General features: G+C 44.7%; 20 protein-coding genes. 14 read left to right on the plus strand and 6 right to left on the minus strand.

What is annotated here, in order from left to right; genetic code table 11:
• Positions 1-62 precede the first annotated feature (62 nt).
• Positions 63-1,406 carry a M20/M25/M40 family metallo-hydrolase gene (locus IDJ76_RS10905; protein ID WP_191163347.1) on the plus strand — a complete coding sequence of 448 codons (1,344 nt, stop codon included), beginning with the start codon at positions 63-65 and terminating at the stop codon, positions 1,404-1,406.
• Between the two features lie 20 nt (positions 1,407-1,426).
• Here the strand turns inward: IDJ76_RS10905 and IDJ76_RS10910 are convergent, their stop codons facing one another.
• Positions 1,427-2,656 (minus strand): peroxiredoxin family protein, encoded by a 1,230-nt coding sequence (locus tag IDJ76_RS10910; RefSeq protein WP_191163348.1) that lies wholly within the window; start codon positions 2,654-2,656, stop codon positions 1,427-1,429.
• Positions 2,657-2,981: 325 nt separating this feature from the next.
• Entirely contained in the window at positions 2,982-4,121 is a 1,140-nt protein-coding gene (locus IDJ76_RS10915) for an acyl-CoA dehydrogenase (protein ID WP_191163349.1), read from the minus strand.
• 725 nt (positions 4,122-4,846) lie between these two features.
• Between IDJ76_RS10915 and pnuC the strand changes: the two genes are divergently transcribed.
• The 6 genes from pnuC (at position 4,847) to IDJ76_RS10945 (ending at position 9,494) form a co-directional block, all read left to right on the plus strand.
• Positions 4,847-5,488 carry a nicotinamide riboside transporter PnuC gene (pnuC, locus tag IDJ76_RS10920; RefSeq protein WP_191163350.1) on the plus strand — a complete coding sequence of 214 codons (642 nt, stop codon included), beginning with the start codon at positions 4,847-4,849 and terminating at the stop codon, positions 5,486-5,488.
• Positions 5,469-6,032, plus strand: a complete 564-nt coding sequence (locus tag IDJ76_RS10925) for an AAA family ATPase (protein ID WP_191163351.1) — start codon at positions 5,469-5,471, stop codon at positions 6,030-6,032. The genes pnuC and IDJ76_RS10925 overlap by 20 nt, the downstream gene beginning before the upstream one ends.
• A gap of 133 nt (positions 6,033-6,165) precedes the next feature.
• Entirely contained in the window at positions 6,166-6,726 is a 561-nt protein-coding gene (locus tag IDJ76_RS10930; RefSeq protein ID WP_191163352.1) for an RNA polymerase sigma factor, read from the plus strand.
• Entirely contained in the window at positions 6,723-7,310 is a 588-nt protein-coding gene (locus IDJ76_RS10935; protein ID WP_191163353.1) for a hypothetical protein, read from the plus strand. Before IDJ76_RS10930 ends, IDJ76_RS10935 begins: the two co-directional genes overlap by 4 nt.
• Positions 7,291-8,616 carry a hypothetical protein gene (locus tag IDJ76_RS10940; protein WP_191163354.1) on the plus strand — a complete coding sequence of 442 codons (1,326 nt, stop codon included), beginning with the start codon at positions 7,291-7,293 and terminating at the stop codon, positions 8,614-8,616. The genes IDJ76_RS10935 and IDJ76_RS10940 overlap by 20 nt, the downstream gene beginning before the upstream one ends.
• An 86-nt stretch (positions 8,617-8,702) precedes the next feature.
• Positions 8,703-9,494 (plus strand): TerC family protein, encoded by a 792-nt coding sequence (locus IDJ76_RS10945; RefSeq protein ID WP_317173963.1) that lies wholly within the window; start codon positions 8,703-8,705, stop codon positions 9,492-9,494.
• Positions 9,495-9,663: 169 nt separating this feature from the next.
• Here the strand turns inward: IDJ76_RS10945 and IDJ76_RS10950 are convergent, their stop codons facing one another.
• Positions 9,664-10,041, minus strand: coding sequence for a hypothetical protein (locus tag IDJ76_RS10950; protein WP_191163355.1), 378 nt, complete (start codon positions 10,039-10,041; stop codon positions 9,664-9,666).
• A 194-nt stretch (positions 10,042-10,235) separates the two neighbouring features.
• Between IDJ76_RS10950 and pdeM the strand changes: the two genes are divergently transcribed.
• The 4 genes from pdeM to IDJ76_RS10970 all read left to right on the plus strand — a co-directional run bounded on the left by pdeM (position 10,236) and on the right by IDJ76_RS10970 (position 14,965).
• A complete protein-coding gene (gene pdeM / locus IDJ76_RS10955) occupies positions 10,236-10,889 on the plus strand; it encodes a ligase-associated DNA damage response endonuclease PdeM (protein ID WP_191163356.1) in 654 nt (217 codons plus the stop codon).
• A gap of 409 nt (positions 10,890-11,298) precedes the next feature.
• Positions 11,299-12,084, plus strand: a complete 786-nt coding sequence (locus IDJ76_RS10960; RefSeq protein WP_191163357.1) for a succinate dehydrogenase cytochrome b subunit — start codon at positions 11,299-11,301, stop codon at positions 12,082-12,084.
• 81 nt (positions 12,085-12,165) lie between these two features.
• Positions 12,166-14,100, plus strand: a complete 1,935-nt coding sequence (locus IDJ76_RS10965) for a fumarate reductase/succinate dehydrogenase flavoprotein subunit (RefSeq protein WP_191163358.1) — start codon at positions 12,166-12,168, stop codon at positions 14,098-14,100.
• A gap of 73 nt (positions 14,101-14,173) precedes the next feature.
• Positions 14,174-14,965, plus strand: coding sequence for a succinate dehydrogenase/fumarate reductase iron-sulfur subunit (locus IDJ76_RS10970; protein WP_191163359.1), 792 nt, complete (start codon positions 14,174-14,176; stop codon positions 14,963-14,965).
• A 79-nt stretch (positions 14,966-15,044) separates the two neighbouring features.
• Here IDJ76_RS10970 and IDJ76_RS10975 read toward each other — a convergent pair whose 3' ends face one another.
• Positions 15,045-16,583, minus strand: coding sequence for a Do family serine endopeptidase (locus IDJ76_RS10975; RefSeq protein WP_191163360.1), 1,539 nt, complete (start codon positions 16,581-16,583; stop codon positions 15,045-15,047).
• A 189-nt stretch (positions 16,584-16,772) separates the two neighbouring features.
• Between IDJ76_RS10975 and dapF the strand changes: the two genes are divergently transcribed.
• A complete protein-coding gene (dapF, locus tag IDJ76_RS10980) occupies positions 16,773-17,558 on the plus strand; it encodes a diaminopimelate epimerase (protein ID WP_191163361.1) in 786 nt (261 codons plus the stop codon).
• A 73-nt stretch (positions 17,559-17,631) separates the two neighbouring features.
• On the opposite strand, the gene IDJ76_RS10985 is transcribed toward dapF, so the two are convergent.
• Both IDJ76_RS10985 and IDJ76_RS10990 read right to left on the minus strand, forming a co-directional pair.
• Entirely contained in the window at positions 17,632-18,948 is a 1,317-nt protein-coding gene (locus tag IDJ76_RS10985) for an amidohydrolase family protein (protein WP_191163362.1), read from the minus strand.
• A 20-nt stretch (positions 18,949-18,968) separates the two neighbouring features.
• A complete protein-coding gene (locus tag IDJ76_RS10990) occupies positions 18,969-22,055 on the minus strand; it encodes an amidohydrolase family protein (protein ID WP_191163363.1) in 3,087 nt (1,028 codons plus the stop codon).
• A 145-nt stretch (positions 22,056-22,200) separates the two neighbouring features.
• On the opposite strand from IDJ76_RS10990, the gene IDJ76_RS10995 reads away from it, so the two are divergent.
• Both IDJ76_RS10995 and IDJ76_RS11000 read left to right on the plus strand, forming a co-directional pair.
• Entirely contained in the window at positions 22,201-22,647 is a 447-nt protein-coding gene (locus IDJ76_RS10995; RefSeq protein WP_191163364.1) for a cytochrome B, read from the plus strand.
• Positions 22,648-22,862: 215 nt separating this feature from the next.
• Positions 22,863-24,272 (plus strand): anthranilate synthase component I family protein, encoded by a 1,410-nt coding sequence (locus IDJ76_RS11000; RefSeq protein ID WP_191163365.1) that lies wholly within the window; start codon positions 22,863-22,865, stop codon positions 24,270-24,272.
• The last annotated feature ends 28 nt before the right edge of the window (positions 24,273-24,300 follow it).

Here is a 24,300-nt window from a genome sequence, read left to right on the forward strand (position 1 = left end):
ATTTGATACGCCTATTTTTAGTTACGGGTCTTTTTTCATCGAAAGAAATTTTAAATTGCGGTATGAAATACTTTAGCCTGCTCGCTCTTTCGCTCCTAACACTTTCGGCATCTGCCCAAACTACTGTTAAACAAGATGCCGGTATTAAACAAATGGTTGATGAGGTCTCAGCTAAAAACATAGAGGCTATTGTTCGCAAATTGGTGAGTTTTAAAACAAGGCATACGTTAAGCGATACCGTGAGCAAAACAGAAGGCATTGGCGCGGCCCGCAATTGGATCAAGGCCGAATACGAGCGATATGCTGCAGCATCTAACGGACGCATGAAGGTGGAGTTTGATGCCTTTGTACAGCCCAAGGGCAACCGTATGGATAACCCTACCCCTATGAAAAATGTGCTGGCTATTTTAAAGGGGACCGACACGGCAGATAAGCGCATCTACATCGTATCCGGCCATTACGATTCAAGGGTTACCGATGTGATGAATGCCAAATCATTTGCCCCCGGTGCAGTTGATGATGCTTCTGGCACGGCGGTATCTATGGAACTGGCAAGGGTGATGGCTAAGCGATCTTTCCCGGCAACTATTATTTTTATGGCGGTAGTGGCCGAGGAACAGGGGTTGTATGGCTCAGCTAATGTTGCCAAACGAGCCAAAGCTGAAGGCTGGCAAATTGATGCTATGCTGAACAATGATATTGTTGGCAATACCTACGGAATGGAAACCGGGTTGAAAGATAACCGAAGCGTGCGTGTATTTAGTGAAGGCGTGCCCGCTGGCGAAACGGAAAAGCAGGCGGCAACTCGTAACTCGGTAGGCGGCGAAAATGACAGCCCTGCCCGCGAACTGGCCCGTTACACCAAAGAAATTGCAGAACGGTATGTTGATCAGTTGGATGTGAAACTGATCTACCGCCGCGACCGCTACCTGCGTGGCGGCGATCATACCTCCTTCTCGCAACAGGGCTTCACGGCTATCCGCATAACAGAAATGAACGAGGATTTTAACCGTCAGCACCAGGATATCCGTAAGGAAAACGGCGTGGACTACGGCGACTTGCCCGACTTTGCCGATTACGATTACACGCAAAAAGTAGGGAGGATGAATCTTTCGGTATTGGCCAACCTCGCGCTCGCGCCCGCTGCACCGCAGAATGTAGTGATCCAAACCAGCGGGCTTACTAATAAAACCAGCTTAAAATGGGATGCGCCAAAAGGTAAAACGCCGACAGGCTATTATATCTTAATGCGCGAAACTACAAGCGCTTTCTGGGAAAAGAAGTTTTATGTAACCACTACCACAGCCAACTTTGGTTACTCTAAAGATAACTACTTATTTGCCGTACAATCTGTTGATGCCAACGGGCACGAAAGCCTGCCGATATTCCCTAAACCGGGGCGCTAATAAAATCCTTTGTTATAAGGCTATTTTTCTGCCAGCAGATCATCTGTCAATTTCTCAAACTCACTGATAAATTCGGTGTAGTGTGTACCTGTGCCCGGGCCGCTAAAGCCGGTATGGATCTTACGCACATCGCCGGTTTTATCGATGATGATAGTAGTAGGGAAGCCCACCACCTTAGTTAAAGCGGGCAGGCTTTTAGCCGTCTCCAATTTGTTGTTGGTAAAGCCGGTAATCAGCAAAGGGTATTGAACATTAAACCTGCTTTTTAATTGAGCTAACGTTTTTTGTGATTTGGCAAAATCGGTAGTTCGCTCATAAGCCAGGCCAATAACCTCTACACCTTTAGCATGATATTTTTTATAGTAGTTAACCAAATAAGCGGTCTCGTCCATACAATTTGGGCACCACGAGCCCAAGATCTGTACGATGACCACCTTGTTTTTAAAACGCGCGTCAGTTAGTGATACCGGTTTGCCATTAATGTCTTTAAAACTAAAGTCGAGTTTTTTGTAGCCGGGCTTGAGGGCTGTTAATGAATAAGCATCGGGCAGTTTAGCGTTCTCGTTCCTTACTGCAGCCCAAACGTCTTTACCTGTTGCCCCCGAAAAGAATTTACCATCGGTAAGGGTATTATCGTCGGCTACCTTAGCCGTGAATAAAAACGCATGCCCGCCGTCAAAGCAGGATAAATAAAGATCATCGCCCGATACAGTTCCCTCCAAAAAGCGGTAGTCGCCGGTGGTGGTTAAAAATGTGCCGGTAACTTTTGCACCGGTTTGTTTAAATTCGCCAACTGTGGTATCGCGGCCGTCACCCTCGCCAATCACTGCCGACCAGCGGCCGCTTACGTTGTATTTTGGTTTCTCAGCATCTTTAAAAAACCGATAGGGCGTTGCAGCGGTTGCGGTAAATGCCATCGGTACATCCTTTTCGCCCAGGTGTTTAATAAATTGCCCGGTAAGGGTATTGCCGCTTTGCTTTAACCTGAATTCCGAATCAAACAAAGGCATTTTAATAAACACTGAATCGCCTTTGCCGGTTACTGCAGGCACTTTATAATGCTCGGTACTGTTGATAATAGCCAGCTCCTGTTTGCCAGCACCGGTAACTTCAAAATTGAAAGGGATCTCTTGCCCCGCGGTGGTTTTTAGCGCGCCGCGCCATATGCCTGTTTGCAATTTTGTTTGGGCCGTAGTTATTTGGGTAAGCGCAGTGATCAATGCAGCACTTAATATCAATTGCTTTATCATGGATAAAATAGTCTACTAATTTTATATACTTTATCAAAAGTAATAAAACCTGTTTACTATTTCAACACTTTGCGGGATATGACAATGCACTGATTAGGCATCAGATCTATGTTTACTGCCTGTTTGAATTAGCTGCGGGTGAGCTGTATAATTATGGGTAACACCTGTAGGTAAACCGAAAAGATATGGTAGGTAATGTTTTTCATTTTTGTTTTGTTGATATACAAGGTTACCACCAGTAGATGACAACAGTATGTCAACAGAAAATGCCCCGCTAAACTATTTTTAACAGGGCATTTTTACGAAAAATGGAATTAGCTTTGGTCTATTTCAACACCTCGCGGGATATTACAATGCGCTGAATTTCTGACGTACCTTCATAGATTTGGGTGATCTTGGCATCGCGCATTAAACGTTCTACATGGTACTCTTTCACAAAGCCATACCCGCCATGGATCTGTACAGCCTCGACAGTAGTACGCATAGCCGTTTCGGAAGCAAAAAGTTTAGCCATAGACGCTGCCTGCGCATAAGGCAAGCCTTGATCCTTTAACCAGGCCGCACGGTGGCAAAGTAAGCGGGCCGCTTCAATTTCAGTAGCCATATCAGCCAGTTTAAATTGGATCGCTTGTAAATCGGCCAGGGTTTTACCAAAGGCCTTACGCTCTTTAGCATATTGCACCGATAGCTCGTACGCCCCTGCAGCAATCCCTAAAGCCTGCGATGCAATGCCGATGCGGCCGCCCTCAAGCGTGGCCATAGCAAACTTAAAACCGAAGCCATCCTCGCCGATGCGGTTGGCTTTGGGCACCTTAACATCAGTAAACATTAGCGAGTGGGTGTCTGATCCGCGGATGCCCAGTTTATTCTCTTTATTGCCAACAGCAAAGCCTTCCATCCCCTTTTCAACAATCAGGGCATTAATACCGCGATGCTTTTTGCTGTGGTCAGTTTGGGCCATTACGATATAGGTAGATGCGCTGTTTCCGTTGGTGATCCAGTTTTTGGTGCCGTTAAGGAGATAATAATCGCCCATATCAACAGCCGTAGTATGCTGCGATGTAGCATCCGACCCGGCTTCCGGTTCGCTCAGGCAAAATGCGCCGATCACTTCACCTTTAGCCAGGGGAACTAAATATTTTTGTTTTTGTTCTTCGGTGCCGTATTTCTCTAATCCGTAGCAAACCAAGGAGTTATTTACCGATACCACTACAGAAGCCGATGCATCAACCTTTGACAGTTCTTCCATTACCAGCGAGTAAGAGATCGCATCCATACCGCTGCCACCATAATCTGGAGATACCATCATGCCCATAAATCCCAGCTCGCCCAGCATCTTTACCTGTTCGGCCGGGAATTTCTGATGCTCGTCACGTTCTATAACACCGGGTTTTAGTTCGATTTGCGCAAAATCACGCGCCGCCTGGCGTATCATTAAATGTTCTTCGGTTAGTTCAAACTGCATGGTTATCAATAAAAATTAAAGATATAAATATTATGCATGCATAGCAAAATTGAGCGCACAAAAAAAGAGAGCCTTTTGCGAAGCTCCCTTTTCCCCTAATTAATTTAAACTATTGATTAAACCCAAAATAAAGAACATGTTCATCTCAACTTGGGCAACTGAGAATTCGTTTTTTGAGCCTTTTTGCAAAGAGTGTTTTTCATAGGTAGATGAAATATTTTCTTCGTATGCAAGGTTATTTGTAGTTAAACAAAAGCTACGCCACTTTTAGGCGGATAGTGGTATATCAATTGGGAGTAACTATATTTTTGAAAAAATAACTTTCACTTTTTTTGGTTTCTCATTGCTGTAACTTGGTTTGTGAAGATTTTCGAAGAAAAGCAATTATATTTAAAGACTACACAATCCGCTTTTACATACACCACTTGTATTATATTTCATACAAAATCAGAAATGTGATCAAAAACTTTTCAAGTATTGAATTACCCGCCAGTACCTTACCTTACTTATTTCATCGCCGGAATGATCTGGTCGCGTAGGATGTAAAAGTTAAACTTAAGATGTTCACGTGAACACCATGAACATCGTGAACATTCATGAACACCTCATTATCAATACAATGAGTATTTTCCTTTTGGTTTTTTAATCTTTTTACCCGGATTTTCATGCTATCGCCCGCAATCGCACATTTTTTATATCCGTTATCTAACACCTATATTTACCGTATGCAAATTATACACGTGCTGCAGGATTGGTGGCAGCATCAAACCTGGCTGGAGGTTATCGGCGTTATAACAGGCCTGCTTTGCGTGTACCTGGCGGCTATTAACAATATCTGGAACTGGCCATTTGCTGTGATTAGCGTTACGATATATATCTTTATTTTTTTTGAGGCGAAACTCTTTGCAGATGTGGGCCTGCAGTTTTACTTTTTTGTAGTGAACCTTTACGGTTGGTACTATTGGAGTCAAAAACCGGCGACCGAAAAGAAAGTCCCCGTCGCGCATATTACCCGTAAAGAGATCTTGCTTGCCGTGCCTGCTATTATTATTTTCACGGTTATATTGGGTTCATTACTCAAATACACCACCGCCTCTTACCCGTATATCGATAGTTTTTGTACAGCCTGCAGCCTGGTGGCCCAGGTTTTTTTAGCCCGGAAGGTATTGGAGAACTGGCTGATATGGGTATTTGTAGACATTATTTACGTTGGGGTTTATACTTATAAAGATCTGCACCTTACCGCCATTATGTACGCCATTTATGTGGCCATTGCCATAAAGGGCTATGTAGATTGGAAGAAAGATGCCACCCAGTCCCCTAATGGGGAGTTAAAACAGACCCCGAATGACCAAATCCGAAATTGAAAATCCAAAATCCGAAATCCGAAAGATCGCCGTGGTTGGTCCCGAATCTACCGGGAAGTCTACTATGTCGGCTTATCTTGCCGATCACTACCATACCGTTTGGGTGCCCGAATTTGCGCGCGATTACTGCGCGGCGCTTACCGAGCCACCCACCTGGCAGGATGAGATCAATATGTTTTACGGGCAGATTGCTTTAGAGAAAGAAATGGCACCGCAAGCCAATAAACTGCTCATATGCGATACTACCTTTATTACAGTAAAGATCTGGAGCGACGAGATGTTTGGCCGCTCGCCGCAGGAAGTACTGGATGCCCTGCCCAATCATAAATACGACCTATACCTGCTGCTCGATATAGACCTGCCCTGGCAGGACGACCCCCTGCGCGATTTCCCGCATAAGCGCGAACACTTTATGGATGTATGGCATCGGGAGCTGCAAGCCCTTAATGCGAATTATGTGCTGATATCTGGCACCGGGGCAAACAGGTATGAAAATGCGGTAGCGGCGATTGATAAGTATCTGAACCCTAATTCACTTGATTAGAAGATTAGCGTGATTATTCATTGCAATCCTTAAATCCTGATAATCAATGTTCAGGTAACTCTAAACTTTTTTATACTTCCATGCAACGTTGTTAAATACCCTGCGTCATTTAACCTGAAACCTGTCAAATAATTTGGAAGCTGTATACGTAGATAAACATTACAACCTGGTGGTTGAGTGTAAGCAAGGAAGTAAAAAAGCCTGCTACGAGTTGTACCGACTGTATGCTAAAGCAATGTTAAACGTTGCCTTTAGGATAGTGGGCAACGTTGCCGAAGCGGAAGATGTTTTGCAGGAAGCTTTTACCGATGCGTTTAACCGGATGAAGGATTTTAGGCAGGAAACTACCTTTGGGTTATGGCTTAAACAAATTGTGGTGCACCGGTCTATTAACCTTTTGCGCAAAAGGAAGCTGGAGTTTGTGGAGGTGGAAGACGGCCACCTGGACAATGTACCTGATGAAGAGCCCTGGGATGATGACGATGTACAATACCAGGTTGCGCAAATAAAAGAAGCCATGAAAGAATTGCCCGAAGGCTACCGGGTGGTACTATCGCTCTACTTATTAGAGGGGTACGATCATGAAGAGATAGGACAAGTGTTAAACATAAGCGAAAATACGTCGCGTACTCAGTTTTTACGTGCAAAACGTAAGCTGGGCGAAATATTAGTAAGAAAGGGAATCAAAAGATGAGCAAGCGGTTAGAAGATTTTATCAGCAACAACAGGGAGGAATTTGACGACCTGGAGCCACGCGCCGATATCTGGAACAATATATCGATGGAGCTGGACGCATGGGATGAGGAGCAGCAACAGCCAAAAAAGCGCGGAGCCAAAACGTTTTCGCTTGGTTTCGTACTCCGGGTAGCCGCTATGATCGTAGTAGTGATGGGTATCGGCTTCGGCGTGTACGTGCAAACCCAAAAAGGCTTAAATAATAGCGGCGGCGGTGTCGATCTGGCATCTATCAACCCAACCTACGCTAAACAGCAGCAGCAATATGCCACGCTGATAGCTACCAAGCGTACCGAATTGAAACAAATAGCTAAATACGACCCGCAGCTTTACCGGGAGTTTAGCGCCGAGTTGAGCGACATGCAATCGACCTATAAAAGACTAAATAAAGATTTGGCCACCAGCCCCAACCAGGAGCGTGTTTTACGTGCAATGATCCGGAACTTGCAAATACAAACAGAGGTGCTTAATCAGCAACTGAGTGTAATTGAACAATTTAATCAAAGTAAAAAACAGCAAAAAGATGGAAACCAAGATATATAAAAGGCTATTCGCCTTTATTGCGCTGCTCGTAGTGAGCGCAGCAACCTTTGCACAGGACACCTTACCTGCTCCGCCGCTACCGCCTGAGAATTATACGTTAAGCAAAGAGTACAAACTGAATAAGAAGTTTGATAGTAAAACCTTAAAGCAGTTCAATTTTAAAATGAACAGCCTGAATAAGCACATGCTGGCCTTGAGCACTAAGATCAACACGCAGGTTGCGGTTAAAATGAAGGGCTTTGACAAAAAGTTCAAAACCGAATTTAAAGATTTTGGCAAAAACTTCGCGGGCAGCTTTAGCGATATGGTACCCGATGTTGATGTAAACGTAAATAATAATATCAGTCGCAATCTTTCTGACGAGGATTATAAGCGCCAGCTGGCCAGTGGCGAGATCATCGAAAAGATCAAAAACTACAGCAAAAGCTATTCTGTAGATGGTAACGATGTGCTGCAGATCAGCAATAAGTTTGGTAATGTAACCGTAAACACCTGGAACAAGAACGAGTTTAAGGTAGATGTGCAGATGAAATTCAGCTCGGATAACGAAAGCAACGTTAACGATATGATGGAAGGGTCGAGTGTATCAGACAGCAAATCGGGCAATGTGGTGTCATTTCGCACTGCCATTGGCGATGCCAATAATGGCCAAGGCAACAAGCATCAGAATATGTCTATCGACTATAAGATCTACATGCCTGCTAGTAACGCGATAAATATAAGCAACCAATTTGGCGTTATTACCTTACCGAATTTATCCGGCAAAACAACGATTAGGCTTCAGTTTGGCAATCTCATAGCCCAGCAGCTTACTAATACGCAAAATGATGTTTCCATCAGCTTCACATCAGATAAAACTTCCTTTATTGAGTTATTCAATGGCGGTAAATTAAAAATTCAACATAGCAATTTTAAGGCTGGAGTTGTTAATAACGCAGATGCGGTTTTTGGATTTTCGAAAGTAGATATAGATCGTTTAAAAGGATCGGCAAACGTAGATGTAAAGTTTGGTAAAGGCTTGAGTATTGCGACCTTAGGAAGTGCAAAAGACGTAAACATTAAAGCTCAATTCGCAAAAGTCAATTTTGATATCAATGACAGTGATAGTTTTAACTTTGACATTACTACTAAAATGGGCAACGGTTTTGACAACAGTAGCGGTAAAGCCAAAATAACTGGTAAAACGCCATCGGACGACGAAAGAGGCTATTCGTCCACAAAAACTTACAGAGGTTATGTGGGCAAAAGTGGAAGCGATAATAAGGTAACGATAACAACAAACTTTGGTGAGGTGAATTTTAACTAAGGTCAAAATAGAGTACAATTTAAAAACCCTTGCCATAACGGCAGGGGTTTTGCTATTTTAGGGGCACACTAAACGCGCTGCCCTTTATGATGGAAATACTAACCGACCCGGAAGCCTGGCTCTCCCTTGTTACCTTAACTGTTTTAGAGATCGTTTTGGGGATAGATAACGTGATCTTTATCTCTATCCTGGCCGATAAGCTGCCTAAACAACAACAGGAAAAAGGCCGCAAGGTAGGTTTAGGCATGGCCATGATCACCCGGATCCTACTGCTGCTTTCCATCAGTTGGGTGATGACGCTGACTAACCCGCTGTTTAATATCTCCGGCATTTTAAATATTAACGATGCCGAGTGGGCGCAAAAGCTGGCCATATCCGGCCGCGACCTGATCTTGATCATCGGGGGATTATTCCTGATCTATAAAAGCACTGCCGAGATCCACCACAAAATTGAGGGGGATGAAGAGGATGACGCCAACGTAAAAGCCCATTCGTTTTGGGGCACCATTGTACAGATCATGCTGCTGGATATCGTGTTTTCGTTAGATTCTGTTATCACTGCGGTTGGTATGGCGCAACACGTCGAGATCATGATAGCGGCAGTAGTAATTGCGGTAGGTATTATGATATGGGCATCGGGCGCGGTTGCAGGCTTTGTAAACAAGCACCCAACGGTTAAGATGCTGGCACTATCATTCCTTTTATTGATTGGTGTATCCTTACTGGCCGAAGCTTTTGAGCAGCATATCCCGAAAGGTTATATCTACTTTGCCATGGCGTTCTCTATCCTGGTAGAGATGCTGAACCTGAAGATGCGCGCCAAGCGTAATAAAGCGGCCGAGGCGAAAGCGAAACGGGCAGCTACTAAAAAGAAATAGGGGGTTTGTCCTCGCATATCTGGTATATGCCCATGCGCGTCATTGCGAGGAACGAAGCAATCCCCGACATGCCTGTCTCAAACGTTCCATATACGGAGACGGCGGATCATAAAACAGAAAAGGAGACAGCCACCGGCCCTCTCCTTCTTAATTAACTATAACTTATCTTTTATAAAAAGCAAAGGCCGCAGGCAAACACCACGTTTACCAATAGTAGTACCGAGAACATATTCATGTTACGTTTGCTAACAGTAGCCAGTTTGGCATTAATGCTTTTTAACCAGCGGTTATTAAGCAACACAAAGTGGTTAAGTAGCATAAACATCACCGCGCCGCAGATAATGGCCAGGTACGAGTAAGGGTTCATAGAAACCCAATGCGCTTTGATCATTAATTTAGTAAACAGCATTGCATTCGCTAACAGAACGATCAGCAAAAAGCTCACATTGAACATGGATTTAAATTGTGGCAGACTTTTACCCTGACCGAAATTTTTAAAGCTCCACCTGTATACCAGTACATAAATGGATTGATAAGACTTTAACATGGCAATGTGTTTTAAGTGAATTGATCTGTTTATTAGTATCTAATACGTAAAAATGCCTGTATTATTTCATAAAACCAAATTTAATTTTGATTAATTGCATATGGGCGACATAATTATTAAGCGGATGAGTTTGGCGGAATGGTGTTTGGTTCACTAATAACCCACAAAGCTTTATCTTTGCTGCCGATATGACGATGAGTGCGGGTACCCCTTTCCGGTTTTTAGATCAGGACCTTTTATTATTGCCTCAAAAGGCTATTTACTGGCAGCAGCAAAATGCCCTGATAGCAACCGATGTGCATTTTGGCAAGGTGGGTCATTTCCGTAAGGCAGGGATAGCCATACCCAGGAATATGGAGCAGCAGGACCTTTCTATGCTATCCGACCTGATCTATGAGTACCAACCCGAAACCGTTTACTTTTTAGGCGACCTTTTTCACAGCGATATGAATAACGACTGGGATTGGTTTGTGCTTTGGCGCAGCCAGTTCCCTAAATTGCAGATCGTCCTGATCAAAGGCAATCACGATATCATCAGCGATAGCCATTACATTAAACTGGGCATCGTACTACATAAAGAACTGCTGGTTGGCCCCTTCCTGATGCTACACCACCCTTTAACCAACCCGGAAGAAAAGGCCGAAGGTTATGTGCTTTGCGGCCATATCCACCCGGGTGTAAGCCTGGTTGGGCGGGGCAGGCAAAGTGTTACATTGCCTTGCTTTGCATTTGGTAAGCACCAGGCTATTCTGCCATCATTCGGGTCGTTCACCGGCAAGGTAGCCATAGTAAGCCGCAAAACCGACCATGTTTTCGGCGTGCTGAAGGATAAGGTGATCGCGTTATAAACAAAACATGCAATTCTGTTAATCGGGCAAATGCATGTTGATTAACAGCAACTTAAAATCGCCTTGCGGCGTAAAGGGGGCCTTTGCCCTCATTTTTTATCTGCAACACACCACCTCTGTCTTATCATGCCGTAATGATGATTGGGCCTTTAAGGGAGGCTTGACTATGATGTGAATGCTTTACCCCGGTTTTGTAGAAGCCGGTTACTTTTTTTTTACCGGGGGTATGGTTGTAAATGGACGTTTTTCATCAATTTAATTATCAGTGTGATAGGGAGGTCAACTCGACAATTGGATGATAAATTTAGAACGTTTCTAAATAGTTATTAACACTCCTTAAAGCCAAAACCGTTTATATGTTTTGGCTTTTAATAAATACTTTTGTGTGACAATATAATCTAATCAAATAATGAGCGAATTCAAACAAACCTTTAACTCATCACTGGGAAAGAAGCTGATAATGGCTTTAACTGGCTTGTTTTTGTGTACTTTTTTAATTGTACACGTTGGTGGTAACCTGTTGTTGTTTAAAAACGACCAGGGCTTTGCGTTTAATAGCTATGCAAATTTCCTTACCCATTTCCCACCTATCGAAGTAATTGCGTATTTGCTTTACTTAGCCATCATCGTACATGCAGTTTACGCGCTTGTACTTACTATCAGCAACCGCAGGGCAAGGCCAATTGGTTATGCGGTAGTAAATAAGTCGCCGGCATCATGGTCATCAAAAAACATGGGGCTGTTGGGATCTATTCTTTTACTATTTATCGTTATCCACATGGGCGATTTTTGGTTTACCTACAAATACAACAATATTTTAGGTTTTAAAGAATACCGTACTAACCTGGGAACTAACGAAACGGTAGTAAGCGACTACAAGCCCGAAACACCGGATTTTGAGCGTTCGATATCTACCGAGAACAATGTAGAAATTGTAAGGGTGAAAGATTTGCATGCGCGCATATCATCAAGCTTTAGTCATTTATGGTACGTTGCCTTTTATGTAATAGCTATGGGGGCGGTATCGTTTCACCTGTTGCATGGTTTCCAAAGCGCGTTTCAAACGCTGGGCTGGGTGCACCGCAAATACAAGCCTATTATTTATTTTGTAGGCACGTGGCTTTTTGCGGTAATTATACCGCTGTTGTTTGCTGCAATGCCGGTTGTATATTTTATACAGAGTTTATCAAAATAATTTACGAATGGCGAGTTTAGATTTACGATTTATATCGTGCCGGTCTTAATTCGTAACTCTTAAATCTAACATAAAAAAGAAATGAGTTTAGATGCTAAAATTCCGCAAGGCCCATTAGCCGAAAAATGGAGCAAGCATAAATTTAACTTAAAGCTGGTTAACCCTTCCAATAAGCGTAAGTACGATGTTATTGTTGTAGGTACAGGTTTGGCGGGCGCTTCGGCTGCTGCTTCACTGGCTGCGCTGGGTTACAATGTTAAGGCATTTTGTTTCCAGGATAGCCCGCGCCGTGCGCACTCTATTGCTGCACAGGGTGGTATTAACGGTGCAAAAAATTATCAAAACGACGGCGATAGCGTTTATCGTTTGTTTTATGATACTATTAAAGGTGGTGATTACCGCGCCCGAGAAGGCAACGTATACCGCCTGGCGGAGGTATCTGTAAATATTATTGACCAATGCGTTGCACAGGGTGTACCCTTTGCACGTGAATACGGCGGCTTGCTGGATAACCGTTCATTTGGTGGTTCGCAGGTATCACGTACATTTTATGCGCGTGGCCAAACCGGCCAGCAATTGCTTTTAGGTGCATATTCGGCTTTAAACCGCCAGATACACCTGGGTAAAGTAAAAATGTACACCCGTACCGAGATGCTTGATGTTGTTACAATTGACGGTCATGCAAAAGGTATTGTTACCCGTAACTTAAAAACCGGCGCAATTGAAACGCATGCAGCCCATGCTGTTTTATTAGCAACAGGTGGTTACGGTAACGTTTTCTATCTGTCCACCAATGCCATCGGCAGTAACGTAACAGCAGCGTGGCGCGCACACAAACGCGGGGCGTATTTTGCTAACCCTTGCTACACACAAATTCACCCAACCTGTATCCCGGTTACCGGCGACCATCAGAGTAAGCTTACGCTGATGTCTGAATCGTTACGTAATGACGGGCGTGTTTGGGCCCCTAAAACTGTTGAGGTAGCTGAGAAATTACGTAGCAAAGAGATTACCGCATCGCAGGTTAAAGAAGAAGATCGTGATTACTTCCTGGAGCGCAAATACCCATCATTTGGTAACCTGGTGCCGCGTGACGTGGCATCCCGTAATGCAAAAGAAATGACGGATGATGGCAAAGGGGTAGGTGCAACCGGCTTAGCCGTTTATCTTGACTTTGCAGAGTCTATACAACGTTTGGGTGAAGATACCGTACGTGCCAAATATGGCAACTTGTTTGATATGTACCTACAGATCACCGACGAGAACCCGTATAAACAACCGATGCGTATTTACCCTGCGGTACACTATACAATGGGTGGCCTTTGGGTTGATTATAATTTAAGCACAAACGTACCGGGCCTTTACGCCCTGGGCGAATGTAACTTTAGCGATCACGGTGCAAACAGATTAGGTGCATCTGCTTTGATGCAGGGACTATCTGACGGTTACTTTGTAATTCCTTACACATTAGGTGATTACCTGGCAACCATCGGCCCTAAACCGGTTGACATTAACCACCCTGCTTTTGAAAAAACAAAACAGGAAGTAATCGCCTACAACAACAAGTTACTTGCCTTAAAGGGTAACAAAACGGTTGTTGAATACCACCGTGAATTAGGCCATATCATTTGGGAGTATTGTGGAATGGCACGATCTGAAGAAGGCCTGACCAAAGCTAAAGCAATGATCAAGGCACTGAAGGCTGATTTTTGGGTAAATGCCATCGTAACCGGCGAAAATGATGAGGTTAATGCTGCGCTTGAAAGGGCGGGCCGTGTAGCCGACTTTATTGAACTGGGCGAATTGATGATTACCGATGCGTTAGCGCGTCGTGAATCATGTGGTGGCCACTTCCGTGTAGAATCACAGACAGAAGAAGGTGAAGCCTTGCGCGATGACGAGAACTTTGCCTTTGTATCGGCATGGGAGTTTAAAGGAGAAAACCAGGAAGAAGAACTTCATAAAGAAGAACTGGTATTTGAAAATGTTAAGTTAACACAGAGAAGCTATAAATAGTGGTGAGTAGCGCGTGGTGAGTGCAGAGTTATGCAACTCACTACCCGGCACCCATAACTCAAAACTCAAAAATATGAGTACTGGAAACATGAACCTGACGCTGAAAGTATGGCGCCAAAAAAATACACAAACTGCCGGCAAGTTTGTAACCTATAAGGCAGAGGGTATTTCGCCTGATATGTCTTTCCTGGAAATGCTGGACGTGGTAAACGAAAGCCTTACCCGTAAAAACGATGAGCCTATATATTTTGATCATGACTGCCGTGAAGGTATTTGCGGGTCTTGCTCTTTATATATCAACGGCCACCCACATGGCCCTAAAAAGGCGATAACTACCTGCCAGCTGCACATGCGTACCTTTAGCGATGGCGAAACTATCACTATCGAGCCGTGGCGTTCGGCAGCCTTCCCGGTAATGAAGGATCTGGCTACTGACCGTTCGGCATTTGACCGTATCCAGCAAGCTGGTGGCTTTATATCTATTAACACTGGTGGTGTGCCAGATGCTAACTTAATCCCAATCCCTAAGGTAATTGCCGACGAGGCTTTCAACTCAGCTACCTGTATCGGTTGCGGCGCTTGTGTAGCGGCATGTAAAAATGCGTCGGCAATGCTGTTCACATCTGCCAAGATCACCCAGTTGGGTTTATTGCCACAAGGCCAGCCCGAGCGTTACAGCCGTGTGCAGGCAATGGTTGCCCAGATGGACGAAGAAGGCTTTGGTAACTGTACCAATACCGGTGCCTGCGAAGCAGAGTGCCCTAAAGAGATCACACTAAACAATATCGCGTTTATGAATAATGATTATTTCAGCGCCAAACTGTTCAGAGAAGAACAAGCGCACGACCATACCGGCGGCGAATAATTCTTTGCTAAATAAAGGCCAAATAAGAAAGCCTCACCAATTTTGGTGAGGCTTTCTTATTTGACAAAGTGCCTGAAAGTTATTGTACCTCGAACATATTATTGAAGCTGCCACCATCAGGATAATAACCTGTAATGATCAGCCTGCCATTTCTTAAGCTGGTAATTACCTTGTCCATATCGGCAACGCTGTTGATAGGCTGTTTGTTGATAGAGGTAATGATAGACCCAACAGGGATCTCGGTATCATCAAACATCCCACCCGGGCGTACCTGGGTTACTACAACTCCCGAATTAACTTTAAACTTAGCTTTCTGCGCCTGGCTTAACGGCTGGAAGCTTGCCCCCATTTTGTTAAACAGTTCAGATGCCGATTTTGACACCGCAGCTGTTTTGGCAACCGGTGCATCAGCCTTAAGGGTTACGCTAAAGTTTTTCTCGCTACCATCACGTAAAACAGTCAGCGCAATTTTATCACCAGGTTGTAAACGGCCAACACGTTCTTGTAGGTCAGATGACTCGTAAACCACATTGCCTTCAACCTTGGTAATGATATCACCCGGTTTAATACCGGCTTGTTCGGCACCGCCACCCGCTAAAACGCTACTTACATATAAGCCATTTGTTTTGTCGGTTTTAATATCCTGCGCCATATCAGAGTTGCTAAGGTCGGCAAAGCTTATACCTACATATCCACGTTTAACAACACCGAACTTTTTGATGTCATTCAATACTTTTTTAGCTAAGTTAACAGGGATGGCAAAGCCATAGCCTTCATACGAGCCTGTGTGTGACGCAATCGCCGCATTGATACCTATTAGTTCGCCATTGGTATTAACCAACGCACCGCCACTGTTACCGGGATTAATTGCCGCATCGGTTTGAATAAACGACTCGATCCCTTTTTTCAATGTTGGTTCTCGTTGATTAACGGGATAAGGATTCTCATCGTCATCATCTTTACCTATAATATCTATCTGGCGGCCCTTGGCACTTACAATACCAGCAGTGACGGTTGAGTTTAACTTGAACGGATTTCCTACTGCTAAAACCCACTCACCAACGCGTACCGCGTCTGAATTACCTAACTTTACAATAGGCAGGTTAGTTGCATTAATTTTAATCAGGGCAAGATCCGTGTTAGGGTCGGTGCCAATAACTTTAGCCTCAAAACTACGGTGGTCATTGGTTACTATCGTTATTTTTTCTGCCTTAGCCACCACGTGGTTATTGGTTACAATATAACCGTCAGGAGAGATAATCACACCCGAGCCTGATGCCATTTGCGGGCCTTGCGGGCGCATGCGCTGGCCGAACATTTGGCCAAACATCTGCTCAAACTGGTCCTGGCTGCCACCACCGCTGCTTTTTGCCGCGTATGTGGTACGGATGTAAACTACCGCCGGGGTTACTTCTGCCGCTGCCTGGGTAAAATCTACCGAACCGGCCGATGATACCACAGTTGACGGGTTTACCGTACGGTTGCTGGCAAAGTAAACTTTTTGCTTGTCTTCTAACGACATGTTGTCCGAGTACTTGTTCTCGATAACTTTGTACACGCCCAACGCCATTGCACCGCCCACAAAGGCGGTTAATAATGTTAAACCGATCTTTTTCATATTGCTATTCACTTTCCTTTTTTACGTTTTTGCTTTTATCAACTCAAATTTAATACCATATAGACGATATAATCAATGATAAGTTATATCCTTTTTTGTTAAAATTTGTTAAATTGAAATAAACCTGCCGCAATTTTTGTTACCACGGGTTATGTTTACCTTTACAGTACACTAATATACCAAACTACAGTGCAATTAAAATTTTATAAATATCAGGGAGCGGGAAATGACTTTGTGCTGATTGATAACCGGCAAGCCATTGATTACCAATTTACTAAAGAGCGTGTTTCCTTATTGTGCGACAGGCGCTTTGGAATTGGTGCCGATGGATTGATGTTATTGGAGACCCTTGAAGGCTTTGATTTTAAGATGGTATATTACAATGCCGATGGTAACGAAGGCAGCATGTGCGGTAATGGGGGCCGTTGCATTGTAGCCTTTGCTAAACAGCTGGGCATCATTACAGATACGACAAAATTTCTGGCGACAGACGGAGTACACCATGCCAAAATTTCAGCAGATGGCAAATGGGTAAGCTTGCAAATGATAGATGTGAAAGAAGTTACCCGCGATGGCGACGCTTATGTGTTAAACACTGGGTCGCCGCATTATGTGAGGTTAGCCACCGATCTGGCCATTAAAGATGTTTATAACGAAGGTTATGCTATCCGTAATAACGCCGCTTACAAAGCCGATGGTATTAATGTAAACTTTACCGAGAAAACCGATGTGGGTTATTTTGTGCGTACGTTTGAGCGCGGGGTAGAGAATGAAACTTACGCCTGCGGCACAGGTGTTACCGCTGTAGCCCTGGCTATGGCAAAACATAACAACCAGTTTGGCACCATCAGTACGCCGATTAAAGTATTAGGGGGTAACCTCAATATTCGCTTCGATCACGACGGCGAAACATTCAGCAACATATTTTTAGAAGGCCCGGCAGATTTAGTGTTTGATGGTGAAATAACTATCTAAACAGGACCAACAGAAACACAAAAAAAGCGAAGGGCAATGCCCTTCGCTTTTTTTGTTAAAACAGTTCTAAACCTTAGTCGGCTTTAAAGCCATACTTATCACTGAACTTTTTGTACAGCTGCTTGTGCAGGTTATCCAGGTTAATGTTACGGCCTTGTATAAATGCTGTTTCCACATTAAGTCCTATCATATCCAAAGCATCGCCTGTCGAGATAAAAAGATTGGCATCCTTGCCGGTTTCAATAGAGCCGGTTGTTTTGTCTATACCTAAGATCTTAGCATTGTTCAGGCTGATCATCGCAACAGCCTGTTCTTTGGTTAAGCCGTATCCAACTGCTTCGCCCGCCTCGAAAGGCAGATTGCGCTGGCGCCAGAAACCGGTACCTGTTAAACCGTAAAGCACGCCTGCATCTTGCAGCATCTTCGGTAGTTTGTAGGGAAGATAAACATCATCCTCGTCCCTATCAGGTAATGTTTGTGTTTCGCGCAATATCACCGGCACATTATTTTCTTTTAGCACATCTGCAACCAGGTATGATTCTTTACCACCAACAATTACCACCGATACACCCATTTGCTTACCAAATGCAACGGCCTGCATAATTTGTTTTGCACCGTCGGCAATTACGAATAGCTTTTTAGTGCCATTAAACAAGCCTTTCATTGCCTCTAAGCGAATGTTTGATGTGGCAGGTCTTGTTCCGTCGGCGTAGCCTTTAGCTTCGACAAACAAGCGGGTAATGGCATCTATCGCTTTTTGTGCGCGCTCGGCAGGGGTTTCCTGCACTACGCCCGGCACTGCTACATTACCACCACGCCTGCGGCCACCACCACCAGCCGATGGCCAGTTTAAATGCACAGCCATATCTTTTTTATAGGTAGCATCTTCCCAGTTCCAGGCATCAAGCTGCACTACAGACGATGTGCCCGAGATGATACCGCCTGATGGCGTAGGCTGGGCTAATAAAATCCCGTTTGAACGTACCGTAGGGATAACCTTTGAGTCGGTATTGTAAGCCACAACTGAGCGTACATGCGGGTTTAAATCGCCCGTTTCTTCGTCATCCACAGTACCACGCGCACCGGATTCTACTTCCACTAAACCCAGGGTGGTCATGGGAGCAATAAAGCCCGGATAAATTTGCTTACCGGTTGCGTTCACTACTTCGTAACCCGATGATGGGCCTGCACCTTCGCCAACGCCGGTGATCTTACCTTTATCAAACGTGATATAGCCGTTATTAATTACCTGCCCGTTACCCACGTGTATGGTACCACCGGTGATGATAACAGGTTTGCTTTGTGCCTTAGCCGGCGATATGGTTGCCTGCCCATAAATGAGGTTTATGCCAAGCAATAATCCTCCTAACGTTAGTATTATTTTTTTCATTTGTGATCTTAATTAGGGGGTTATTTGATTTTGGCTGCTTTTCTTTCTGCCGAGCGTACTTTTTCCATTTCGGTATACTCATCGGCAATTACAAAGTTATCTTCTTCCAGGCTCTCGCACTCGTAAAGGCGTGGCCTGCGGCCCGGTCCCGGGCGCTGGGTGTTAGCACCGGCGTTTTTAGTCTCCAGCATTTTTTGAACAATGCGGGCGGTCTCGTTAGTGATTGCTTTTTGTTTTGCAGCAGACTGCGACAGGTCCCAATAAGGTATGCCATCCACATAGGTTTTTTCAACCACTGCATAAATTGACAGCGGGTTGGCCGACCATAATACAACATCAGCATCTTTACCTGCCTTTAAACTGCCAATGCGGTTATCTACATGCAGCATTTTTGCAGGGTTAAGGGTAACCAGTTTCAAAGCTTCTTCCTGGCTCATGTGGCCATAGGTTACCGCTTTGCCGGCTTCCTGGTTTAAGCGACGCGCCATTTCGGCATCGTCAGAATTAAAGCCGGTTACCAAACCAACTTCATGCATCAGCTTACCGTTGTACGGGATAGCTTCGGCCACCTCGTTTTTGTATGCCCACCAGTCGCTAAAGGTTGAACCCGCAATGTTGTGCGCCTTCATTTTATCAGCCACCTTGTAACCCTCTAAAATGTGGGTAAAGGTGTTGATCTTGAAGCCCATTGAATCGGCAACGTGCATCAGCATGTTAATTTCCGACTGTACGTAAGAGTGGCAGGTGATAAAGCGTTTGCTATCCAATATTTCAGATAAAGCATCCAGTTCCAGATCGCGGCGGGTAGTGCTACCCTTTACAGCGCGGGCTGCTTTATATTCTTTAGCGCGGGTAAAGGCATCTACATAAACCTCTTCAACCCCCATACGCGTTTGCGGGAAACGCAATACCTGGCCAAATTGAATGTTGTTGTTACTGCCCTTTACGTTCTCGCCCAATGCAAATTTGATGAAGCCGTCGCTGCCTTCAAACTTCATTTCTTCAGGCAATTTACCCCAGCGCATTTTGATCAGCTGGGTTTGGCCGCCAATAGCGTTGGCCGAGCCATGCAGGATGTGCGATGTAGTAACACCGCCCGCTAACTGGCGGTAAATGTTGATGTCTTCGGCATCGATAACATCGGCAATACGTACTTCTGAGGTTACAGATTGTGTGCCCTCGTTGATACCGCCTGTAGCTGCAATGTGCGAGTGCTCATCAACTATACCGGTAGTAATGTGCTTGCCCGTTGCATCTATAACCTTAGCACCGGCTGCCGACAGGTTTTTACCTACCGCTTTGATTTTACCGTTCTCAATCAACACATCTGCATTTTGCAGGATGCCTTCTTTTTCGTTAGTCCAAACGGTACCATTCTTAAATAATACGGTTTCCACTTTTGGCGCTTCGGTATTGCCGTAAGCGGTGAACGGGTAAATTACCTGGCCAACAGTAATATTTGGTTTTGGCGCAGGGCGATTAGCCTGTGCCGCAGGTGCCGCGCTGGCGTATACCGCGCTAAATGCCGACTCGCTACCATCGGGCAAAATAGCATTACCGCGGATAGTTAAGGGCGATACAGATGAAATGTGGCCTGCCAAGCGGATAACACCCGCCGGTTTAGCCCGGTAATTAAAGTAAATGCTGATATCATCGCCCGTGCGGGTGATAGTACCGCGCGCCTTAGTGCTATCTGCACCGGTACGCTCGATATTTACATCATAAGTACCCGGTGTGCCGCCTATTTTAACGGTAGTATTAGCAAAGCCATCGCCGGTTAAAGTGTAATTGCCGCGCAGGTCGGCTACATCCATTTTCGATACCACATATTGGCGTCCTTCTACCCAGTTCTCATAGATCACATTCTCAGCCTTAAACAGGCTGTCGGAGGTGATCAGGAAGCTGGCCATTTTGCCTTTAGCAAGCGTACCTACCTTATCACTCACGCCAAGCATTTCTGCAGGCACGGTAGTTAAGGCGTTTAAGGCTTGTTTTTCTGTCAAACCATAAGTTATCGCGGTGCGGATGTTGGTCCAGAAATCGCGTGCGTTAGCAATACCGTAAGAGGTGATAGCAAATTTAACACCTGCTTTTTCTAATGTGGCAGGGTTGGTTGGGGCCAATTCCCACCCTTTTAGCTGCTCGTACGATATGGTACGTGCATCCAAAGCGTCCTCTACATCAAAGGCGGCTGGGAAGGTTAACGGGATAATTAAACTTGCACCGGTTGCCTTAACGGCGGCTATCCGCTGATACTCCAAACCATCGGTTTTGTAAATGTATGTTTTGCCGAATTCTTTAGCGATCTTGGTAGCGCGCAAAATGCTTTGCGGGTCGCTCACCTCAAAGATCTGCGGCAGGTTTTGCGTGCGGTTAAATTCGTCTAACGAGATGTTGTACTCGTTTTTTTGCGTTTTGTACCAGCTTGCATCGTAATAAGTTTGGCGTAATAAGGCTATACTGCCCATTAATGATGATGGATAGTTGGTTGCTGCCGTACCTTTACTGAATGAGTAATGGGCCGCTGTATTGTCATTCAGCATTACAAAGTTGTCGCGCTCATCGCCCAAACTAACGGTGATAGATGTGCCACGGGCAATGCCATCATGGATTAACGATTGCACGGTGCTGAAACCATTCTTTTTTAAAGCTTCGGCAGCCGAAGCGTTAACATGGAATACGGTTTTAGCATTCATTTCGGGTTTAATGGCCTCATTCCAGCCATAAGCGCCGGGTTTGGTTGATACCGGCACAGACGCACGGCCACCGCCAAAACCACCTGCAGCAAAAGCCTGGCGGGGGGCTTCGGGCATACCGTAGGTGGTGTAGGCATCTATCAGGCCGGGGTAAATGAATTTGCCCTTCAGGTCTACTACTACGTAGCCTTTAGGTACTTTAACATCGGCTCCTACGGCCTCTATCACACGGTCTTTAACCAATAAGGTTCCGTTTTTGATACTGGCATCGGCACTGGTTACAATAGTCGCGTTGGTAAATGCATAGGCCCCGGGGCGGATATCCCACGCGCCATTTACAGGAAAGGTTTCCTGCGAATAGCTCAGGTGAAACGTCAACAGGGAAAAACAAAAAAGTAAAAGTTTTTTCATTGAGTTAGTCAGTTTAAGTTAATTGCTTTAAATATATAAATAATCAATATTATTCACGTTTTAGCCGTGGCAGTTATATAAGTTTGTTACAATAAACAGGGCGAAATATTTTTATCATTATATTCGCGGTAAAAAAATTAAGCACATGAACGCGTATAGCTTTTTTAAGTACTTCCACTCGGGTTTCAGATATTTTGTGATCATTGTTGTGTTGCTGGCCATCATCAGCGCTTTTGCCGGCTGGTTTGGTAAAAAACAATACACCGAAGCCAACCGCAAAACCAATTTAATAGCCATGATACTGTTCCATACACAGCTATTGATAGGCCTGGTGCTTTATTTCCTAAGCCCCTTTGTTGTATTCGCGAAAACGACCATGAAAGACCCGATGGCCCGTTACTGGACGGTTGAGCACATCACGATGATGATTTTTGCCATTGTTTTAGTAACCATTGGCCATGCAAAATCTAAACGGATTACCCTGCCCGTAGGCAAGCACCGCACCATCGCGATATTTTATTCACTGGCGTTTTTGGTAGTGGTAGTAGCTATTATACAGAGCCATAGGCCGTTTTTTGGTATTACCCAGTAAAAAAGTCGACAAAAAATTTGTTAATTCAATTTTCTTTATAAATTTGTCGCCACGATATGAAAAAAACTACTCTTAATACCAATTGGTGGCACTATGCAAAACATAGCAGCCGGAATAGTTTTTGATATAAAGTACACTAACCAAATATAAACCTATTTTGAAACCGGCGAACGCTCAATTCGCCGGTTTTTTTTGTTTAATGCCCTGATAGAAAAATGAATACCTTTAAAATAACTACCACCCAAAAGAAGCTTTTAGCCGATACCACTACGCCGGTAGCCATATACCTGCGCCTGCGCGACGTGTTCCCTAATTCGCTGCTGCTGGAAAGCTCCGACTACCATAGCCGGGAGAATAGCCTGAGCTATATTTGCTGCTCGCCGTTGAGTGGCTTTATACTGGATGACGACCAGCTGACCATGAAATTCCCGGATGGCACTTCGGAAGTTAAAGCCCCCGGCACCTTTGAACTGACGGATGAGATCACTAACTTTTTGGGCCGTTTTGAAGCTGATGAAAATGCCGGCAAGATCATATCGAACGGGTTATTTGGTTATTTTACCCATGAGGCGGTTGAGCATTTCGAGACCATTAAACTTAAAAAATCTGATGATACCACCCGTAAGATCCCGGTGATGCAGTATCACATTTACAAATACATCATTGCCGTAGATCATTTTAAGAACGAGCTGTATATTTTTCATAACCAGGTAGCCGGCCAGCCCGAAACGAACGGACTGGAAAAAATAGCGGACCTGATCAAGAACAAAAACTTCCCGGAGTATAACTTTAAGAGCAGCGAGACCGAAAAATCAAACCTGACCAACGAAGAGTTCATTGCCATAGTGGAGAAAATGAAGCAGCATATTTACCGCGGCGACGTTTTCCAGATAGTGCCCTCAAGGGCATTCTCGCGCAGCTTTTTGGGCGATGAATTTAACGTATACCGGGCATTGCGATCTATCAACCCATCGCCTTACCTGTTTTATTTTGATTTTGGCGATTTCCGGATCTTCGGCTCATCGCCAGAGGCACAGATCACCGTTAAAAATAACATCGCGGGTATTTACCCCATCGCGGGCACCTTTAAACGCAGCGGCGATGATGAAAAGGATGCCGAACTGGCCCGCCAGTTGGAGGCCGACCCAAAAGAAAGTGCCGAGCACGTGATGTTGGTTGACCTGGCCCGCAACGACTTGAGCCGCCATTGCGAGCAAGTAAGCGTAAAGGCATTTAAGGAAGTGCAATATTACTCTCATCTCATCCACTTGGTATCGCACGTCAGCGGTAAATTAAAAGAGGGTACCTCCTCATTTAAGATCGTAGCAGATACTTTCCCGGCTGGTACCTTGAGTGGTGCACCTAAATATCGCGCAATGGAAATTATTGACGAGAACGAGAAAAGCAAGCGCAGCTTTTACAGCGGTGCCATCGGTTTTTTTGGCTTTAACGGCGATTTTAATCATGCCATTATGATCCGCTCATTTTTGAGTAAGAATAATACGTTGCACTACCAGGCAGGGGCAGGCATCGTAGCTGGCTCGGTGGCCGAGAGCGAGTTAAAAGAAGTAGATAATAAAATTGCCGCTTTACGCAAAGCGATAGAGCTGGCGGAGACGCTTTAGGTAGAGATTAGCGATTACTTAATAAATG

Source organism: Mucilaginibacter glaciei (assembly GCF_014773245.1).
In the GTDB taxonomy this organism is placed as follows: Bacteria; Bacteroidota; Bacteroidia; order Sphingobacteriales; family Sphingobacteriaceae; genus Mucilaginibacter; species Mucilaginibacter glaciei.

What these genes read in the sequence shown, in the direction of transcription:
- IDJ76_RS10905 (WP_191163347.1), top strand. Translation starts at nt 63, where the DNA reads ATGAAATACTTTAGCCTGCTCGCTCTTTCGCTCCTAACACTTTCGGCA.
- IDJ76_RS10910 (WP_191163348.1), bottom strand. Translation starts at nt 2,656, where the DNA reads ATGATAAAGCAATTGATATTAAGTGCTGCATTGATCACTGCGCTTACC.
- IDJ76_RS10915 (WP_191163349.1), bottom strand. Translation starts at nt 4,121, where the DNA reads ATGCAGTTTGAACTAACCGAAGAACATTTAATGATACGCCAGGCGGCG.
- pnuC (WP_191163350.1), top strand. Translation starts at nt 4,847, where the DNA reads ATGCAAATTATACACGTGCTGCAGGATTGGTGGCAGCATCAAACCTGG.
- IDJ76_RS10925 (WP_191163351.1), top strand. Translation starts at nt 5,469, where the DNA reads ATGACCAAATCCGAAATTGAAAATCCAAAATCCGAAATCCGAAAGATC.
- IDJ76_RS10935 (WP_191163353.1), top strand. Translation starts at nt 6,723, where the DNA reads ATGAGCAAGCGGTTAGAAGATTTTATCAGCAACAACAGGGAGGAATTT.
- IDJ76_RS10940 (WP_191163354.1), top strand. Translation starts at nt 7,291, where the DNA reads ATGGAAACCAAGATATATAAAAGGCTATTCGCCTTTATTGCGCTGCTC.
- IDJ76_RS10945 (WP_317173963.1), top strand. Translation starts at nt 8,703, where the DNA reads ATGATGGAAATACTAACCGACCCGGAAGCCTGGCTCTCCCTTGTTACC.
- IDJ76_RS10950 (WP_191163355.1), bottom strand. Translation starts at nt 10,041, where the DNA reads ATGTTAAAGTCTTATCAATCCATTTATGTACTGGTATACAGGTGGAGC.
- pdeM (WP_191163356.1), top strand. Translation starts at nt 10,236, where the DNA reads ATGAGTGCGGGTACCCCTTTCCGGTTTTTAGATCAGGACCTTTTATTA.
- IDJ76_RS10960 (WP_191163357.1), top strand. Translation starts at nt 11,299, where the DNA reads ATGAGCGAATTCAAACAAACCTTTAACTCATCACTGGGAAAGAAGCTG.
- IDJ76_RS10965 (WP_191163358.1), top strand. Translation starts at nt 12,166, where the DNA reads ATGAGTTTAGATGCTAAAATTCCGCAAGGCCCATTAGCCGAAAAATGG.
- IDJ76_RS10970 (WP_191163359.1), top strand. Translation starts at nt 14,174, where the DNA reads ATGAGTACTGGAAACATGAACCTGACGCTGAAAGTATGGCGCCAAAAA.
- IDJ76_RS10975 (WP_191163360.1), bottom strand. Translation starts at nt 16,583, where the DNA reads ATGAAAAAGATCGGTTTAACATTATTAACCGCCTTTGTGGGCGGTGCA.
- IDJ76_RS10985 (WP_191163362.1), bottom strand. Translation starts at nt 18,948, where the DNA reads ATGAAAAAAATAATACTAACGTTAGGAGGATTATTGCTTGGCATAAAC.
- IDJ76_RS10990 (WP_191163363.1), bottom strand. Translation starts at nt 22,055, where the DNA reads ATGAAAAAACTTTTACTTTTTTGTTTTTCCCTGTTGACGTTTCACCTG.
- IDJ76_RS10995 (WP_191163364.1), top strand. Translation starts at nt 22,201, where the DNA reads ATGAACGCGTATAGCTTTTTTAAGTACTTCCACTCGGGTTTCAGATAT.
- IDJ76_RS11000 (WP_191163365.1), top strand. Translation starts at nt 22,863, where the DNA reads ATGAATACCTTTAAAATAACTACCACCCAAAAGAAGCTTTTAGCCGAT.